Consider the following 15,978-nt stretch of genomic DNA (forward strand, 5'->3'; position numbering starts at 1 on the left):
TTTGTGCCCGCAGCAGACCTCCCACCACCCGAGACGAACGCGCCGAGGAGACGCCATGAGTGAGGCAGCCGCACCGGCCACCGACATTCCCCCGTTCCGGTACACCGCCGCACTGGCCGACGAGATCGAGCACCGCTGGCAGGAGACCTGGGCCCGGGAGGGCACCTTCCACGCGCCGAACCCGACCGGCCCGCTGGCCGATCCGGACCACCCCCGCGCGGGCGCCGAGAAGCTGTACGTGCTGGACATGTTCCCCTACCCGTCGGGCGCCGGCCTGCACGTCGGCCACCCGCTGGGCTACATCGGCACCGACTGCTACGCCCGCTACCAGCGGATGTCCGGGCGCAACGTGCTGCACGCGATGGGCTTCGACGCGTTCGGCCTGCCCGCCGAGCAGTACGCGGTGCAGACCGGCACCCACCCCCGGGCCACCACCGTGCAGAACATCGAGCGGTACCGGGCGCAGTTGCGCCGGCTGGGGCTGGGCCACGACGAGCGGCGTTCGGTGGCGACCATCGACACCGACTTCTACCGCTGGACCCAGTGGATCTTCCTGCAGGTCTTCAACTCCTGGTACGACGCGGACGCGAAGAAGGCCCGGCCGGTCGCCGAGCTGATCGCCGAGTTCGAGGGCGGGAACCGGCCCACCCCGGACGGCCGCCCGTGGGCCGAGCTGACCGTGGCCGAGCGCCGCCGCGTCGTCGACGACCACCGGCTGGCGTACGTCTCGGAGGCGCCGGTGAACTGGTGCCCGGGCCTGGGCACCGTGCTGGCCAACGAGGAGGTCACCGCCGACGGCCGCTCCGAGCGGGGCAACTTCCCGGTCTTCAAGCGCAACCTGAAGCAGTGGATGATGCGGATCACCGCGTACGGCGACCGGCTGCTGGACGACCTGGACACGCTGGACTGGCCGGAGCCGATCAAGCTGCAGCAGCGCAACTGGATCGGCCGGTCCACCGGCGCGCACATCGACTTCCCGACCGACGCCGCCCCGGTCCGGGTGTTCACCACCCGCCCGGACACGATCTTCGGCGCCACCTACATGGTGCTGGCGCCCGAGCACGAGCTGGTCGACGTGCTGGCGCCGGCCGCCTGGCCGGAGGGGACGAAGGACGCCTGGACCGGTGGGCACGGCAGCCCGCGCGAGGCCGTCGAGGCGTACCGCAAGGCCGCCGCGGCCAAGACGGACGTCGAGCGGCAGGCGGACAGCAAGGAGAAGACGGGCGTCTTCGTCGGCGCGTACGCGACGAACCCGGTGACCGGCGGGCAGATCCCGATCTTCATCGCCGACTACGTGCTGGCCGGGTACGGCACTGGCGCGATCATGGCGGTGCCCGCGCAGGACGAGCGGGACTGGGACTTCGCCGAGGTCTTCGACCTGCCGATCGTGCGCACCGTGGCGCCGCCGGAGGGCTTCGACGGCAAGGCGTTCACCGGCGACGGGCCGGCGATCAACAGCGCCGCGCCGGACCGCGGCGTGGACCTGGACGGCCTGGGGGTGACCGAGGCCAAGGCGCGGATCATCGAGTGGCTGGAGGCGAACGGCCACGGTGCGGGCGCGGTCACCTGGCGGCTGCGCGACTGGCTGTTCTCCCGGCAGCGTTACTGGGGCGAGCCGTTCCCGATCGTCTATGACTCCTCCGGAGCGCCGATCGCGCTGCCGGAGTCGATGCTGCCGGTGGAACTGCCCGAGGTGGACGACTTCTCGCCGAAGACGTTCGACCCGGAGGACGCGCAGAGCAACCCGGAGACCCCGCTGTCGCGGCGGCGCGACTGGGTCGAGGTCGAGCTGGACCTGGGTGACGGGCCGAAGCGCTACACCCGGGAGACGAACGTGATGCCGCAGTGGGCCGGCTCCTGCTGGTACGAGCTGCGCTACCTGGACCCGACCAACGCCGAGCGGTTCGTCGACCCGGAGAACGAGGCGTACTGGATGGGGCCGCGCGGCGCGGGCGACTGCGGTGGCACCGACCTGTACGTCGGCGGCGCCGAGCACGCCGTGCTGCACCTGCTGTACGCGCGCTTCTGGCAGAAGGTGCTGTTCGACCTCGGGCACGTCTCGTCGTTCGAGCCGTTCCGCCGGCTGTTCAACCAGGGCATGATCCAGGCGTACGCGTTCGTCGACCCGCGGGGCGCCTACGTGCCCGCCGAGGAGGTCGTCGAGGTCGACGGCCGGTGGTTCCACGGCGAGACCGAGGTCCGGCGCGAGTACGGCAAGATGGGTAAGTCGCTGAAGAACGTGGTCACCCCGGACGACATGTGCGCGGCGTACGGCGCCGACACCTTCCGGGTGTACGAGATGTCGATGGGCCCGCTGGAGGTGTCCCGCCCCTGGGAGACCCGGGCGGTGGTCGGCTCGTACCGGTTCCTGCAACGGGTCTGGCGTACGGTCGTGGACGAGCGGACCGGCGGGTCGCGGGTCACCGACGCGCCGGCCGACGACGCGACCCGGCGGCTGCTGCACAAGGTGGTCGACGGGGTCCGCGCCGACATGGACGGGGTCCGGTTCAACACCGCGATCGCCAAACTGATCGAGCTGACCAACGGCCTGACCCGGCTGGCCGAGACGCCCCGGGAGGTGGCCGAGCCACTGGTGCTGATGGTCGCGCCGCTCGCCCCGCACCTGGCCGAGGAGCTGTGGCACCGGCTGGGCCACGACACCTCGCTGGCGTACGCGGACTTCCCGGTCGCCGACCCGGCGCTGCTGGCGGCCGAGTCGGTGACTTACCCGGTGCAGGTCAACGGCAAGGTCCGGGCCCGGGTCGAGGTGCCGGCCGACGCGACCGAGGACGTGGTCCGCGGCGCAGCGCTGGAGGCGGTCGCCGGTGCGCTGGCCGGCAAGGAGCCGCGCAAGGTGATCGTGGTGCAGGGCCGGATGGTCTCGGTCGTCGTCTGACAGTGAGGGTCCCGGGCGCGCATGGCCCGAGCGCGCCCGGGACCGGGCACCCGTTCGCGCAGCGGTGCGCGACCGTCGTGGCGAGCAGCGTGACCATCGCGACGGTCCGGTCGATTCACCCGCCGATCCTGCCCGGTGCCCGGTGCCCGGTGCCCGGTGCTGTGCCGGGTGCGGTGCCGTGCGGTGCTGTTCGGTGCTGTGCGGTACTGTGCGGTGCTGTGGCGGGCGGTGCTGTGGCGGGCGGTGCGGTGCGGTGCGGTGCTGTGGCGGTGCTGTGCGGTGGCGGGCGGTGCTGGGTGGTGCGGTGCTGGGCGGTGCGACCGGGGCGATGACTGCCGGTGTCGCCACCCGGGCAGCCCCTCCTGCGGGCGCGGTCCCGCCTTCGTTGACCACTGATCCCGACGCACTCCCTTTAGAGCTGATATCACCAACGACTCAGACCCACCCCGGCACGGATGCCCGCTACTGAGTCGTTTCTGATATCAGCTCTAAAGGCGCCCCGATGTGACTGGCGACCGGCGAGCGTAATCGGCTACCGCCTGGCTGTGACCGCCCGACCGACAGCGACCGAATGCCATCAAGCGACCGCGACGGCCGACCGACTGCCGCCGAACGCCAAAGGGCGACCGTGACGGCCCGTGCGACCGTGATGGCCCGTGCGACCGTGATGGCCCGTGCGACCGTGATGGCCCGTGCGACTGTGACGGCCCGTGCGATTGTGACGGCCCGTGCGACTGTGACGGCCCGTGCGACTGTGACGGCCCGTGCGACTGTGACGGCCCGTGCGACTGTGACGGCCCGTGCGACCGTGACGGCCCGTGCGACCGTGACGGCCCGTGCGACTGTGACGGCCCGTGCGACCGTGACGGCCCGAGCGCGGCAACGGGCCGACCGGGCCGAGCCGGTAGGCCCGTGTTCTTCGGCGACAGGTCCCGGTGGCAGACCGTCTCCGCGCCGCCGGCCGGGGCGGTGCCGGCGCAGGCGTCGTGCACCGAGCGGATCAATTCGGCCGGGCGGTCAGCGCGGCGTCGGCGAAGAAGGCCCGGTCCTCCCGGTCGCGCCAGAGCACCACCCCGTCCACGTGCGAGAGCACCTGCCACCCCTGCCCGTCCGTGCCGAGGCACACGGGCGCGACGCCGGGCGCGGTCGCCGCCAGGTGGCGCAGCAGCGCGGCGGCGAAGACGGCGTCGGCCCCTGGGGTGCGGCGGACCGGGTCGCCGATTCGGACCACCTCGGCGACGAACCCGTCGGGTAGCTTCTTTCCGGAGCCGTTCAGGTCAACTCGGGCCGAGCCGGCGTTGCCGTTCGGCCCGCCACCACCGGTGGATGATGAGCACGCTGGCGATCAGGCCGAGGCTGGCCGGCGCGGCCGCGTACCAGTTGATCGAACCGGGGGTGCTCACCGCCGCGCCGATCGCGGCGTAGCCGATCGCGGTGGGGGCGGAGGCGATCACGCTGCCGGCCAGGAACGGCAGCACCCGGGCGCCGGTGGTGCCGTAGCCGTAGCTGACCAGCCCGAAGCCGGCGATCGGGAGCAGCCGCACGGTGATCACCCCGAACACGCTCTGCCGGGCGAACCAGCCGTCGAGGCGGGCCAGCCGGCCGCGGACCCGTTCGGCCACGAACTCGCGGCCCAGCATCCGGCCGACCGCGAAGCCGAGCGCCGCCGCGAGCAGCGCCGCGCCGAGCGCGTACGCGGCGCCCTGCACCGGACCGAAGATCGCGCCCGAGGCCAGCGTGACGAACGTCCGGGGCACCAGGGCCACCAGCAGCAGCGCGCCGCCGACCACGGCCGCGACCGGGGCGTACCCGCCGAGCGCGTCGGCGAGCCGGGGCAGGTCGGCCGCGTCCGGGCGGGGCGCCAGCAGCAGCGCGACGGCGAACCCGCCGAGCAGCAGGAGCAACAGCCCGAACCGGCGCGCCGACGGCTGCCCGAGCAGCCCGGCGAGCCGGCGGACCACCGGTCGCCGCCCAGGCCGGGCGGCGCCGGTCATGCCCGGGCGGCGGCGGCCACCGCGCTGCGGCGCTCGGACCGGAGCCGGTCGGCCCAAGTGTCGTCGAGCGGGGGGAGCTGGTGGATGCCGGTGGCCCAGCGCAGCAGCAGGTCGGCCAGGTCGGGATTGCGGGCCAGCGCCGGACCGTGCGAATAGGTGCCGAGCAGCTTGCCCCGCCAGGCGCCCTCGGTAGTGCCATCGTTGCCGACGCCGGCGGTCACCCGGGCCAGCGGTGACACGCCCGGGCCGAGGTGGGTACGCCCGCCGTGGTTCTCGAACCCGCTCAGGTGCGGGATGCCCAGCCGGGGGTCGACCTCACCGGCCAGCTCGCCGACCGCTCGGGTCGGGCCGCGGTCGGAGGAGAAATCGAGCAGCTCCAGACCGGCGCAGCGGGTGCCCTTGGCGAAGAAGGAGGTGCCGAGCAGTTGGTAGCCCGCGCAGACGCCGAACACGACCGACCCCTGGGCCACCGCCCGGTGCAGGCCGCCGTCGGCGAGCAGGCGCTGGGCGCCAAGCGCCTGCGGGCCGTCCTCGCCGCCGCCGATCAGGTAGATGTCGGCGGCGGCGGGCAGCCGCTGGTCGGAGCGGACCTCCAGCATCTCGACCGGCATGCCACGCAGCTGGGCGCGGCGGGCCAGGATCAGCGCGTTGCCCCGGTCGCCGTAGGTGGACAGCAGGTCCGGGTAGACCCAGACGATGCGCAGGCTCTCAGTTGACACGGTCCAGCTCCGCTCGGATGTCCTGGAAGGCGGTGTAGTTGGCGATGACCTCCAGGCGGCCCGGCGGCACCGCCCGGACCGCCTCGTCGAACGTGCGCACGTGCCGGAACGGCACGCCGTTGACGTCGAGCCGCACCGCCAGGTCGTACGCCCGGTCGCCGGTGATCAGCACCTGCCGGCCGGCCAGCGGTGAGAAGTCGACGTCGAACAGCCACGACGTGTCCAGCCCGTCGGGGTCGCGCGCGTTGATCGAGAGAAGGGTCGGCGCGACGTCGGCCATGTCGAACGCCTCCAGCCAGCTCGCCGGGTTCTTGGCCAGCAGCAGCCGGACGTTGCGCCCGTCCCGGTCGACCTGGGCGTAGCGGCCGGCCACCGAGGTGACCGTGCCGAGCCGGGAGACCGCGTCCACCGGGCGTACGCCGAACTCGGCGGCGACCGCCAGCGCGGTGGCCGCGTTGCCGAGGTTGACCGTGCCGGGGAGCTGGAGCTGGATCTTGTGCCAGGCGCCGGTGGGGTCGAGCACGCCGTCGTCCTCGACCGTCCACTGCGGCTCGGGACGGCGCAGCGGGCAGCCGGTGCACCACCACTGCCCGCCGGAGCGCTGGATGGTGGAGCCGCACTCCGGGCAGACCCACGAGTCGTCGTGCCAGCGCTGGCCGGCGCTGAACCAGGTGACGTGCGGTGGCACGTGGCCCTGGGCCGGGTCGGCCGGCGGGGAGGCGGCCCAGACCACCATCGGGTCGTCGGCGTTGGCGACCACCCGCACCCTGGGGTGCCGGACCAGCGCGGCGCGCCAGAGCTGCGCCATCATGGCGACCTCCTTGGCCCGGTCGAGCTGATCGCGGGAGAGGTTGAGCAGCGCCACCGCGTGCGGCTCGGTCGCCTCCAGCACCTGAGCCAGGTAGTGCTCGTCCACCTCCAGCACGGCATAGGGCGTGCTGCCGGCCTTGGCCAGCGCCGAGGTGTGGCCGGTGGGCATGTTGGCGCCGAAGGCGTTGGACGCGACCCGGCCCAGCACGCCGACCGCGGCGGTGGTCAGCCGGGTGGTGGTGGTCTTGCCGTTGGTGCCGGACACCAGGGCGATGGCACGCCCGGCCGAGAGGTGGGCGAGCAGGTCGGGATCGATCTTGAGGCCGATCCAGCCGCCGATCACCGAGCCGTCGCCACGACCCGCGGCCCGCGACAGCGCCGCGGCGGTGCGCGACACGGAGCTGGCCACCTTCGCCCGCATGGGCATCTTCGCGTCCGTCACCCGAGCGAGGTTACCGGACCACGACCATCGCCAGATCGCCGCCGACGGCGAACCGTTCGGCCGGGGGCGGTGCGGTGGACGGCCGGAGCGCGCTCGGCCGGACGGCGGCGGTCGATGTCGGGTAGCGGACGCACCGGCGCGGGGCGCACCCCCCCTCCACTCCGCCCCACCCGCGTTGACGTGCGGTTTTGCGCGCGGACACGCCGCGCCGAGGCGGCGATTCCGGTTGCAGGTGGAGGGAAGTGGAGTAGAGTGGGGCGCGATGGTGAGGCCGGGAGGGCCACACCGGCCCGGGGGGTCAGCGGCGCCGCGAACGCCGCTCAGGGCGAGGGGGTTGGGCCGATGTTCCTCGGCACCCACACTCCGCGCCTGGACGACAAAGGCCGGTTGATCCTGCCGGCCAAGTTTCGGGACGAGCTGGCGGGGGGTGTCGTGATCACCAAAGGGCAGGAGCGCTGCCTCTACGTCTTCCCGATGCCCGAGTTCCAGCGCATCGCCGACCAGTTGCGCGCGCAACCGATGACGAGCAAGGCGGCCCGGGCCTACAGCCGGGTCTTCTTCGCCAGCGCCCACGACGAGGTGCCGGACAAGCAGGGGCGGGTCACGATTCCCGGGCACCTGCGGTCCTACGCGGCCCTCGACCGGGAACTGGTCGTGATCGGCGCGAGCACCCGGGTGGAGATCTGGGACCGGGCGGCCTGGGAGACCTACCTCGCGGAGAGCGAAGACGACTTCGCCGACATCGAGGAGGGGGTGCTGCCCGGCGGTCTGTAGGGCGTGACGGCGCCCGACGTACTGCGAGATCTCCAGCCGCTTTCGAGTTCCTGGCACCCCTTCCCCGGTGCCAGGCGCACGATCCGACACGGAGGGCCGCGGCCTCCGGCGGGCGGGGAGCGGATGGGGATCTGGCGGTATGGCGAGGCGTCGTGGCGACGACGGACACGTGGACGGAAACGGTTTTCGAGCAGTGGGGGTCGACATGGGGGAGCTTCGCGGCACGCACGTGCCGGTGCTGCTCGGGCGGTGCCTCGAGCTGCTGGCCCCCGCGCTGGGCCGCCCCGGCCGGACCGTGCACGTCGACGCCACGCTCGGCCTGGCCGGGCACGCCGAGGCGGTGCTCACGGCACACCCCGACACGGTCCTCATCGGTCTGGACCGCGACACCGAGGCCCTCGCCCACGCGCGGGTCCGCCTGGCCCGGTTCGCCGACCGTACCCACCTGGAGCACGCCGTCTACGACGAGTTGCCCGAGGTGCTCGACCGCCTCGGCTACCCGGCGATCGACGGCGTGCTGTTCGATCTCGGCGTCTCGTCGCTGCAACTGGACGCACCCGACCGCGGGTTCGCCTACGCGCAGGACGCGCCGCTGGACATGCGGATGGACCAGACCCGGGGGGTGACCGCCGAGGAGGTGGTCAACACCTACGGCCACCCGGAGTTGGCCCGGCTGCTGCGGGTGTACGGCGAGGAGAAGTTCGCCGGGAAGATCGCCTCGGCGATCATCCGGGAGCGCGAGCGGGCCCGGATCACGTCGTCGGCCCGGCTGGCCGAGCTGGTGCGGGACGCGATTCCGGCGCCGGCCCGACGAACGGGCGGACACCCGGCAAAGAGAACGTTTCAGGCTTTACGGATCGAGGTAAACAGAGAACTGGCAGCGCTGGAGACGGCGCTGCCGGCCGCTCTGGACAAGCTCAACGTGGGCGGCCGCATGGTGGTCCTGTCCTACCACTCGCTGGAGGACCGGCTCACCAAGCAGGCGCTCGCCGACCGGGTCCGCAGCAAGGGCCCGGTCGACCTCCCGGTCGAGCTGCCCGGGTCGGGCCCGACGTTCCGGCTGTTGAGCCGGGGCGCCGAGCTGCCCGGGGAGGAGGAGGTGGCCGCGAACCCGCGGGCCGCCTCGGTGCGGCTGCGGGCCGCGGAGCGGCTCGATCCGGAGGCGAACCGGCAGGGGCGTACCGACCGCGAACGGTACCGCCGCCGGGTGAAGGCGATGCACCAACCGGGGAACGGGACGGACGAGGAGGGGGAGGGGACATGAACGTCGAGAAGCGCGACGGCCGGGGGGCCGTCGGGCAGCGCGCACCGCGGTCGGGGGGCCGGACCACGGCGCAGCGCACCACGCGGGACACGACGACCACGGCGGCCGGCCGTCGGGAGGGGACCCGGGCCCGGGGGACGCACGATTACCCGACCGAGGGTACGGCCGCGCTGCGTCCGGTCGAGCGGACCCGGGCGGCGACGCCGGCGGCGCCGCGGCTGCGGGTCGCCCCGCCGCCGCCGATCCGGGTGCCGCGGGCGCCGTTCGTCGGGCTGATCCTGGTGCTCGTGGTCGGCGGGGTGCTCGGCATCCTGGCGGTCAACACCAAGATCAACGAGAACGCCTTCCGGCTGGAGCGGCTCCAGCAGCAGCAGGCCAAGCTCGACGTGGACGAGCAGGAGCTGAAGAAGGAGATCGCCGACCAGGAGGCGCCGGGCAACCTCACCGCCAACGCCCGCAAGCTGGGCCTGGTGGAATCCGGGGACCCGGCCTACATCCGGCTGCCGGACGGCCGGACGATCGGTGTGCCGCACCCCGCCGAGGGCGGGACGGCCGCCGACGGTCAGCAGGGCAACGGAGGCTGAGAGGTGCCGCCGAGATCGGACGAGCCGCGCCGGGACGCCACGGGCTCCCGGCGCGGCTCGTCGCGTGGGGCCGAGCCGCGGGAGCCGGGCGTCGGCGGGATCTCCGACGCCCGGGCGTACACCCCGCGCGGGCGGACCATCCGCGAGGGTGGCGCCGAGCAACGGCGTACCCCGCGCGACAGCCGGTCCGGCGACCCGTTCCGGCCCGCGTTGCAGGTGCTCGACGGTGGCCGGGCCGCCCGTGGCCGCCGGGAGCCGGCCGCGGCCGCCGAGAGCGCCCGGGCCGGACGCCGGGCGGTGGGCGGCCGCGCCGGCGTGGTGCGGACCGTCTCCGCCCGCCCGGTGCACGAGCCGTTCGACGACGAGGACGACCCGCCGCCGCGCCGCCGGCCCGGCCCGCGCCGCCCGGCGGCCCGGCGACCGGTCCGCAAGCCGCGCCGTCCGCCCCGGCTGGGCGACCCGCGCCGGCGGCTGCGGCTGGCCACGGTGCTGGCCCTGACGCTGTTCGCCAGCATCGGCGTCCGACTGGTCTATCTGCAGACCGCGAACAGCCCGGCGTACGCCGACGGCGGCCTGCCCAACCGGGTCAAGGTGATCGACCTGCCGGCCCCGCGCGGCGCCATCCTCGACCGCACCGGCGAGCCGCTGGCGCACAGCGTGGAGGCGCGCTACGTGTTCGCCGACCCGCCCCTGGTCAAGGACCGGTTCGCCCCCGCGCGGGCGCTCTCCCCACTGCTCGGCGTGCCGGCCTCGGACCTGGCCGACAGGATGCAACGCCGCAAGGTGCCCGGCACCGACCGGGAGGACGAGTTCGTCTACCTCGCCCGGGGCGTGGAGATCGGCACCGCCAAGCAGATCATGGCGCTCGACCTGGCCGGCATCGGCGTGCACCGGGACGAGCGGCGTGAGGTGCCCGGGGGTGACCTGGCCGCCAACATGCTCGGCTTCGTCAGCCAGGACATGAACGGACTGGAGGGCCTGGAGGCGAAGTACGACGATCTGCTGCGCGGCGAGGCCGGCAAGCGGACCTACGAAGCCGGCCTCGGTGACCTGGCCGCGCCCATCCCGGGCGGCTACAGCAGCACCACCCAGCCGAGGCCGGGCAGCTCGCTGAAGCTCACCGTCGACCGGGACCTGCAGTTCATGACCCAGCGGATCCTGGCCAAGCAGGTGGCCCAGGTCAAGGGCAGCGTCGCCGCAGCGGTGATCATGGACGTGCCCACCGGTGAGGTGCTGGCCCAGGCCAGCCAGCCCACCTACGACGCGACCGCCCCGATGAAGGTCGACTCGCCCGCCGACCGGGACGACAAGGCCACCAGCTTCGTGGTGGACCCCGGCTCGATCCACAAGGCGATCACCTACGGCGCCGCGCTCCAGGAGGGTGTGATCAGGCCGGACACCACGTTCCCGGTGGCCAACACCGTCGTCCTGGGCGGCGTCCAGTTCGAGGACACCCACCACGCGAACGGCCGCGTCATGAGCGTCCCGGGGATGCTCGCGTTCTCGTCCAACGTCGCCACCATCGAGATCGCCGACAAGCTGGGCCGGGACCGGTTGATCGACTACCAGAAGCGGTTCGGGCTGGGCCAGCCGACCGGCGAGGGCCTGCCCGGCGAGGCGTCCGGCCGGCTGCTCCCGGCCGACGAGTGGAGCGGGTCGTCCTACGGGTCGGTGCCGATCGGCCACAGCGTGGACGCCACGCCGTTGCAGATGGCCGCCGCGTACAACGCCATCGCCAACAACGGGACGTACGTGCAACCCCACCTGATCAAGGAGACGATCGGCCCGGACGGCACCCGGACCCCGGCCGCCGCGCCGACCACCCGCTCGGTGCTCAGCCCGGCGAACGCCGCCGCCCTGCGCCGGATGCTGGAGGCGGTCACCACCGTCGACGGCCCGGACGGACGGGCCACCGGCCTCGCCGCCGCGGTGCCGGGCTACCGGGTGGCCGGCAAGACCGGCACCGGCCTGCGCTACGACAACGGCAAGCAGCAGCCGGGCGAGGTCGGCTCGTTCATCGGGATGGCCCCGGCGGAGAAGCCCCGCTACGTGGTGGCGGTCTTCGTCTGGAGCCCCGGTGGCGAGGGCGGGGCGGTCGCCGCACCGGCGTTCCGCGAGATGATGGGCTTCACGCTGCGCCACTACCGGGTGCCGCCGTCGCTCACCGACAAGTCCCCCAAGTTCGAGGTCTTTCCGCGCTGAACGGGGCCGGCGGGACATCATCGGTGAGTGGCGACGAACCACCGGGGCGGCTGTGCGGTCGGAACCGGACGACCGGGTAGGGTCTGACGCCGTGCCCGGCAATCCACGTCCCGCCACCGTGCTGCCCGTCCGGCTCGGCGACCTCGCCGCCCGGCTCGCGCTGACACCGCCTCCGGGGAGCGCCGACCTGGCCGTCACCGGGGTCACCCACGCCAGCCAGGAGGTCCGCCCCGGCGACCTGTACGCGGCCCTGCCCGGCGCCCGCCGCCACGGCGCCGAGTTCGCCGCCGCCGCCGCCGGGGCCGGCGCGGTCGCGGTGCTGACCGACCCGGCCGGTGTGCCGCTGGCCGACGGCGCGGGTCTGCCCCTGCTCGTCGTCGACGACGCCCGGGGCGTGCTCGGCGAGGTGGCCGCCACGGTCTACGGCGACCCGACCGCCGAGCTGACCGTGATCGGGGTGACCGGCACCGCCGGCAAGACCTCCACCAGCTATCTGATCGAGTCCGGACTGCGCGCCGCCGGGCACACCACCGGTCTGGTCGGCACCGTCGAGACCCGGCTGGGTGACCTCGTCGTGGACAGCGTCCGGACCACCCCGGAGGCCACCGACCTGCACGCCATGCTGGCGGTGGCCCGTGAGCGCGGGGTGGACGCCGTGGTCATGGAGGTGTCCAGCCACGCGCTCGCCATGGGCCGGGTCGGCGGCGTCCGGTTCGACGTCGGCGGCTACACCAACTTCGGCTCCGACCACCTCGACTTCCACGCCGACGAGGCGGACTACTTCGCCGCCAAGGCCCGGCTCTTCGACGGGCGCTGCCGGGTCGAGGTGCTCAACCACGACGACCCGGCGCTGCGCCCGCTGCGCCGGCCCCCCACGGTGACCTACTCGGCCGCCGGTGACCCGTCCGCCACCTGGTGGGCCGAGCGGATCGACGGCGCGGGCTACGCGCAGCGCTTCACCCTGCACGGCCCGGACGGGCTGACCCTGCCGACCGGGGTGGCGCTGCCCGGCCGGCACAACGTGGCCAACGCGCTGCTGGCCGTCGCCACCCTGGTCGCCGTCGGCGTCGACCCGGCCGTCGCGGCGCGCGGCGTGGCCGACTGCGGCGGCGTGCCCGGCCGGCTGGAGTTGGTCAGCGGCGACGCGCCGGTGCGCGGGGTGGTCGACTACGCGCACAAGGCGAACGCGATCGAGGCGGTGCTGACCGCGCTGCGCGGCCTGACCGGCGGCCGGTTGGTCTGCGTGGTGGGCGCCGGCGGTGACCGGGACCGGGGCAAGCGGCCGGTGATGGGCGAGGTGGCGGCCCGGGGCGCCGACGTGCTGCTGGTGACCGACGACAACCCGCGGACCGAGGACCCGGCCACGATCCGGGCCGAGGTGCTGGCCGGCGCGTACGCCGCCGCCGCGCCGGCCCGCATCATCGAGGTGCCCGGCCGGCGGGCGGCGATCGAGGAGGCGGTCCGGGTGGCCGAACCGGGTGACGTGGTGGCGGTGCTGGGCAAGGGGCAGGAACGCGGCCAGGAGATCGGCGGCGAGGTGCTGCCGTTCGACGACCGGGTGGAGCTGGCGACCGCGCTGCGCGCCCGCTTCGGCGACCTGGTGGGTCAGCGGTGATCCCGCTGACGTTGGCCGAGGTGGCGTCGGCGGTCGGTGGCCGGCTGGCCGGGGCCGACGAGGACGCGCGGGTCACCGGCACCGTCGAGTTCGACTCCCGCAAGGTGACCCCCGGCGGGCTCTTCGTCGCGTTCGCCGGTGAGCGGGTGGACGGCCACGACTACGCCGCCGGCGCGGTGGCCGCCGGCGCGGTGGCCGTGCTCGGCACCCGCGAGGTGCCGGGCGTGCCGATGGTGCTGGTCGGCGACGCGCTCGACGCGATGGGCCGGCTGGCCCGCGCGGTGGTCGACCGGCTGCCCGGGCTGACCGTGATCGGCCTGACCGGCTCGTCCGGCAAGACCACCACCAAGGACCTGATCGCCCAGCTCGCGGTGCGGCTCGGCCCGACCGTGGCGCCGCCCGGCTCGTTCAACAACGAGCTGGGGCATCCGTACACCGCGTTGCAGGCCACGCCGGAGACGCGCTACCTGGTGATGGAGAAGGGCGCCCGCGGGGTGGGACACGTCCGCTACCTGTGCGACGTGGTGCCGCCGCGCATCTCGGTGGTGCTCAACGTCGGGGTGGCGCACCTCGGCGAGTTCGGCTCGGTGGACGCCATCGCGCTGGCCAAGGGGGAGCTGGTCGAGGCGCTGCCCGGCGACGGGTTGGCGGTGCTGAACGCCGACGCCCCCCGGGTCGACGCGATGGCCGCCCGGACCACGGCCCGGGTGGTCCGCTACGGCGAGTCGGAACGCGCCGACGTGCGCGCGGTGGACGTGACGCTGGACGGCCGGGGGCGGCCCTCGTACACGCTTGTGACGCCGGAGGGCAGCGCTCCGGTGCGGCTCGGGCTGACCGGTCGGCACCAGGTGTCCAACTCGCTTGCCGCCGCGGCGGTCGCCCGGGAGCTGGGTCTGCCCCTGACCGACCTGGCGGCGGCCCTGGGCGAGCTGGGTCTGGTCTCCACCCGGCGGATGGACGTCTTCGAGCGTCCCGACGGGGTGGTCGTGATCGACGACTCCTACAACGCGAACCCGGCGTCGACCGGCGTGGCGCTGCGGGCGTTGGCCAGCATGCGCGGCGAGGGGCGTACCGTCGCGGTGCTCGGCTACATGGCCGAGCTGGGCGACTTCGAACGTCAGGGGCATCAGCAGGTCGGCCGGCTCGCGGCCGAGTTGGGAGTGGACCGGCTGCTCGTGGTGGGCGGGCCGGCGGCGCCGATCCACGAAGGCGCGACAGCGGTAGGCAACTGGGGAGGAGAGTCGGTGCTGCTCACCGATCAGGCGGCGGCCGTCGAGGTGCTGCGGAGCGAGCTGCGTCCGGGCGACGTGGTGCTGGTGAAGGGCTCCCGTTATCGGACCTGGGAGGTGGCCGACGCGCTGCGCGCGGACGCCCGGGAGGCGGCGACGGAGGGCGGCGCCGCATGAGGGCGGTCATCGTCGCCATCGGCGTCGCGTTCCTGATCTCGCTGTTCTGCACCCCGATCGCGATCAAGGTGTTCGCCCGGCTGAAGGCCGGCCAGCCGATCCGGTCGAACCTCGGGCTCGCCAGCAACGAGGGCAAGAAGGGCACGCCGACGATGGGCGGCGTGGTCTTCATCCTGGCCACCGTCATCGCGTACGTCGCCGGGCACCTGGCCCTGACCACGCTGCCGGACGCGCAGATCGCGCAGGTCGAACCGACGATCACGGCGCTGGTGCTGCTCGGGCTGATGGTGTTCTCCGGTGCGGTCGGCTTCATCGACGACTTCCTCAAGGTCCGCAAGCGGCACAGCGGCGGTCTCAACAAGCGCGGCAAGCTGGCCGGGCAGATCCTGGTCGGCGCCGTCTTCGGCGCGGTGGCGGTCTACTTCCCGTCGAGCATGACCGACGTCAGCGGCAACGCGACCAACACCGAGACGGTCGGCAGCACGACGTTGAGCTTCATCCGGGACATCCCGGCGCTGGAGATCGGCAGGATCGGCGCGGTGATCGTCATCATCATGGTGGTGATGGCGGCGACCAACGGCGTCAACCTCACCGACGGTCTGGACGGCCTGGCCACCGGCGCCTCGGTGATGGTGCTCGCCGCGTACGCGCTGATCGCGTTCTGGCAGTACCGGCACTGGTGCGCGGACCCGAACTACACCGAGGCGTACTGCTACACGGTGCGCGACCCGCTGGAGATCGCGCTGATCGCCGGCGCGGCAGCCGGCGCCTGCGTCGGTTTCCTCTGGTGGAACACCTCGCCGGCCCGGATCTTCATGGGTGACACCGGCGCGCTCGGGCTGGGCGGCCTGATCGCCGGCATGGCGATGTCCACCCGTACGGTCCTGCTGCTGCCGATCCTGGGCGGCCTGTTCGTGATCATCACGATGTCGGTGGTCATCCAGATCATCTCGTTCCGCACCACCGGCAAGCGGGTGTTCCGGATGTCGCCGTTGCAGCACCACTTCGAGCTGGCCGGCTGGAGCGAGGTCAACATCGTGGTCCGGTTCTGGATCATCGCCGGCATCGGGGTGGCGATCGCGCTCGGCCTGTTCTACAGCGAGTTCCTCGCCGCGGTGAGCTAGGTGTGAGGAGGGGCCCCTTTTTAACAGACGTCTGTTAAAAAGGGGCCCCTCCTTCAGATCCGACACGCCGACCGGGCGGTTGCGCCACGGGCCGGCGGGTCGAGCCGCCATGATGGGCGGGTGGGGGAGGGACGAGACATCCAGGTCA

12 protein-coding genes are annotated in these 15,978 nt (G+C 73.6%); 8 read left to right on the plus strand and 4 right to left on the minus strand.

Translation table 11 applies throughout. The features are described from left to right. Nucleotides 1–55: 55 nt before the first annotated feature. A complete protein-coding gene (gene leuS, locus AB0H28_RS16240) occupies nt 56–2,896 on the plus strand; it encodes a leucine--tRNA ligase (protein ID WP_358039956.1) in 2,841 nt (946 codons plus the stop codon). Nucleotides 2,897–3,896: 1,000 nt separating this feature from the next. Here leuS and AB0H28_RS16245 read toward each other — a convergent pair. Genes AB0H28_RS16245 through AB0H28_RS16260 form a run of 4 tightly spaced genes read right to left on the minus strand, consistent with a single transcriptional unit; the run spans nt 3,897 to nt 6,846 of the window. After that, nucleotides 3,897–4,127, minus strand: a complete 231-nt coding sequence (locus AB0H28_RS16245; RefSeq protein WP_358039959.1) for a hypothetical protein — start codon at nt 4,125–4,127, stop codon at nt 3,897–3,899. A 46-nt stretch (nt 4,128–4,173) separates the two neighbouring features. Then, nucleotides 4,174–4,890, minus strand: coding sequence for a VTT domain-containing protein (locus tag AB0H28_RS16250; protein WP_358039962.1), 717 nt, complete (start codon nt 4,888–4,890; stop codon nt 4,174–4,176). Beyond that, nucleotides 4,887–5,609, minus strand: coding sequence for a glutamine amidotransferase (locus AB0H28_RS16255; protein WP_358039965.1), 723 nt, complete (start codon nt 5,607–5,609; stop codon nt 4,887–4,889). Before AB0H28_RS16255 ends, AB0H28_RS16250 begins: the two co-directional genes overlap by 4 nt. Then, on the minus strand, nt 5,599–6,846 hold the full coding sequence (locus tag AB0H28_RS16260) for a MurT ligase domain-containing protein (protein WP_358040266.1): 1,248 nt from the start codon (nt 6,844–6,846) through the stop codon (nt 5,599–5,601). The genes AB0H28_RS16255 and AB0H28_RS16260 overlap by 11 nt, the downstream gene beginning before the upstream one ends. A 357-nt stretch (nt 6,847–7,203) precedes the next feature. Between AB0H28_RS16260 and mraZ the strand changes: the two genes are divergently transcribed. From mraZ to mraY, 7 genes are all read left to right on the plus strand, one after another. Beyond that, nucleotides 7,204–7,635, plus strand: coding sequence for a division/cell wall cluster transcriptional repressor MraZ (mraZ, locus tag AB0H28_RS16265; RefSeq protein WP_089157225.1), 432 nt, complete (start codon nt 7,204–7,206; stop codon nt 7,633–7,635). Nucleotides 7,636–7,840: 205 nt separating this feature from the next. Then, complete coding sequence (gene rsmH / locus AB0H28_RS16270) at nt 7,841–8,899, plus strand: 16S rRNA (cytosine(1402)-N(4))-methyltransferase RsmH (RefSeq protein WP_358039969.1); 1,059 nt, start codon at nt 7,841–7,843, stop codon at nt 8,897–8,899. Next, nucleotides 8,896–9,483: a hypothetical protein gene (locus tag AB0H28_RS16275; protein WP_358039972.1), complete on the plus strand. Its 588-nt coding sequence runs from the start codon at nt 8,896–8,898 to the stop codon at nt 9,481–9,483. The genes rsmH and AB0H28_RS16275 overlap by 4 nt, the downstream gene beginning before the upstream one ends. A 3-nt stretch (nt 9,484–9,486) precedes the next feature. After that, nucleotides 9,487–11,685 carry a penicillin-binding protein 2 gene (locus AB0H28_RS16280; protein WP_358039975.1) on the plus strand — a complete coding sequence of 733 codons (2,199 nt, stop codon included), beginning with the start codon at nt 9,487–9,489 and terminating at the stop codon, nt 11,683–11,685. 52 nt (nt 11,686–11,737) lie between these two features. After that, nucleotides 11,738–13,300: a UDP-N-acetylmuramoyl-L-alanyl-D-glutamate--2,6-diaminopimelate ligase gene (locus AB0H28_RS16285; protein WP_358039978.1), complete on the plus strand. Its 1,563-nt coding sequence runs from the start codon at nt 11,738–11,740 to the stop codon at nt 13,298–13,300. After that, nucleotides 13,297–14,706, plus strand: a complete 1,410-nt coding sequence (gene murF, locus AB0H28_RS16290) for a UDP-N-acetylmuramoyl-tripeptide--D-alanyl-D-alanine ligase (protein WP_358039981.1) — start codon at nt 13,297–13,299, stop codon at nt 14,704–14,706. Before AB0H28_RS16285 ends, murF begins: the two co-directional genes overlap by 4 nt. Then, nucleotides 14,703–15,830, plus strand: a complete 1,128-nt coding sequence (mraY, locus tag AB0H28_RS16295; RefSeq protein ID WP_358039984.1) for a phospho-N-acetylmuramoyl-pentapeptide-transferase — start codon at nt 14,703–14,705, stop codon at nt 15,828–15,830. The genes murF and mraY overlap by 4 nt, the downstream gene beginning before the upstream one ends. The last annotated feature ends 148 nt before the right edge of the window (nt 15,831–15,978 follow it).

The organism is Micromonospora sp. NPDC050980, assembly GCF_040653835.1.
Taxonomy (GTDB): Bacteria; Actinomycetota; Actinomycetes; order Mycobacteriales; family Micromonosporaceae; genus Micromonospora.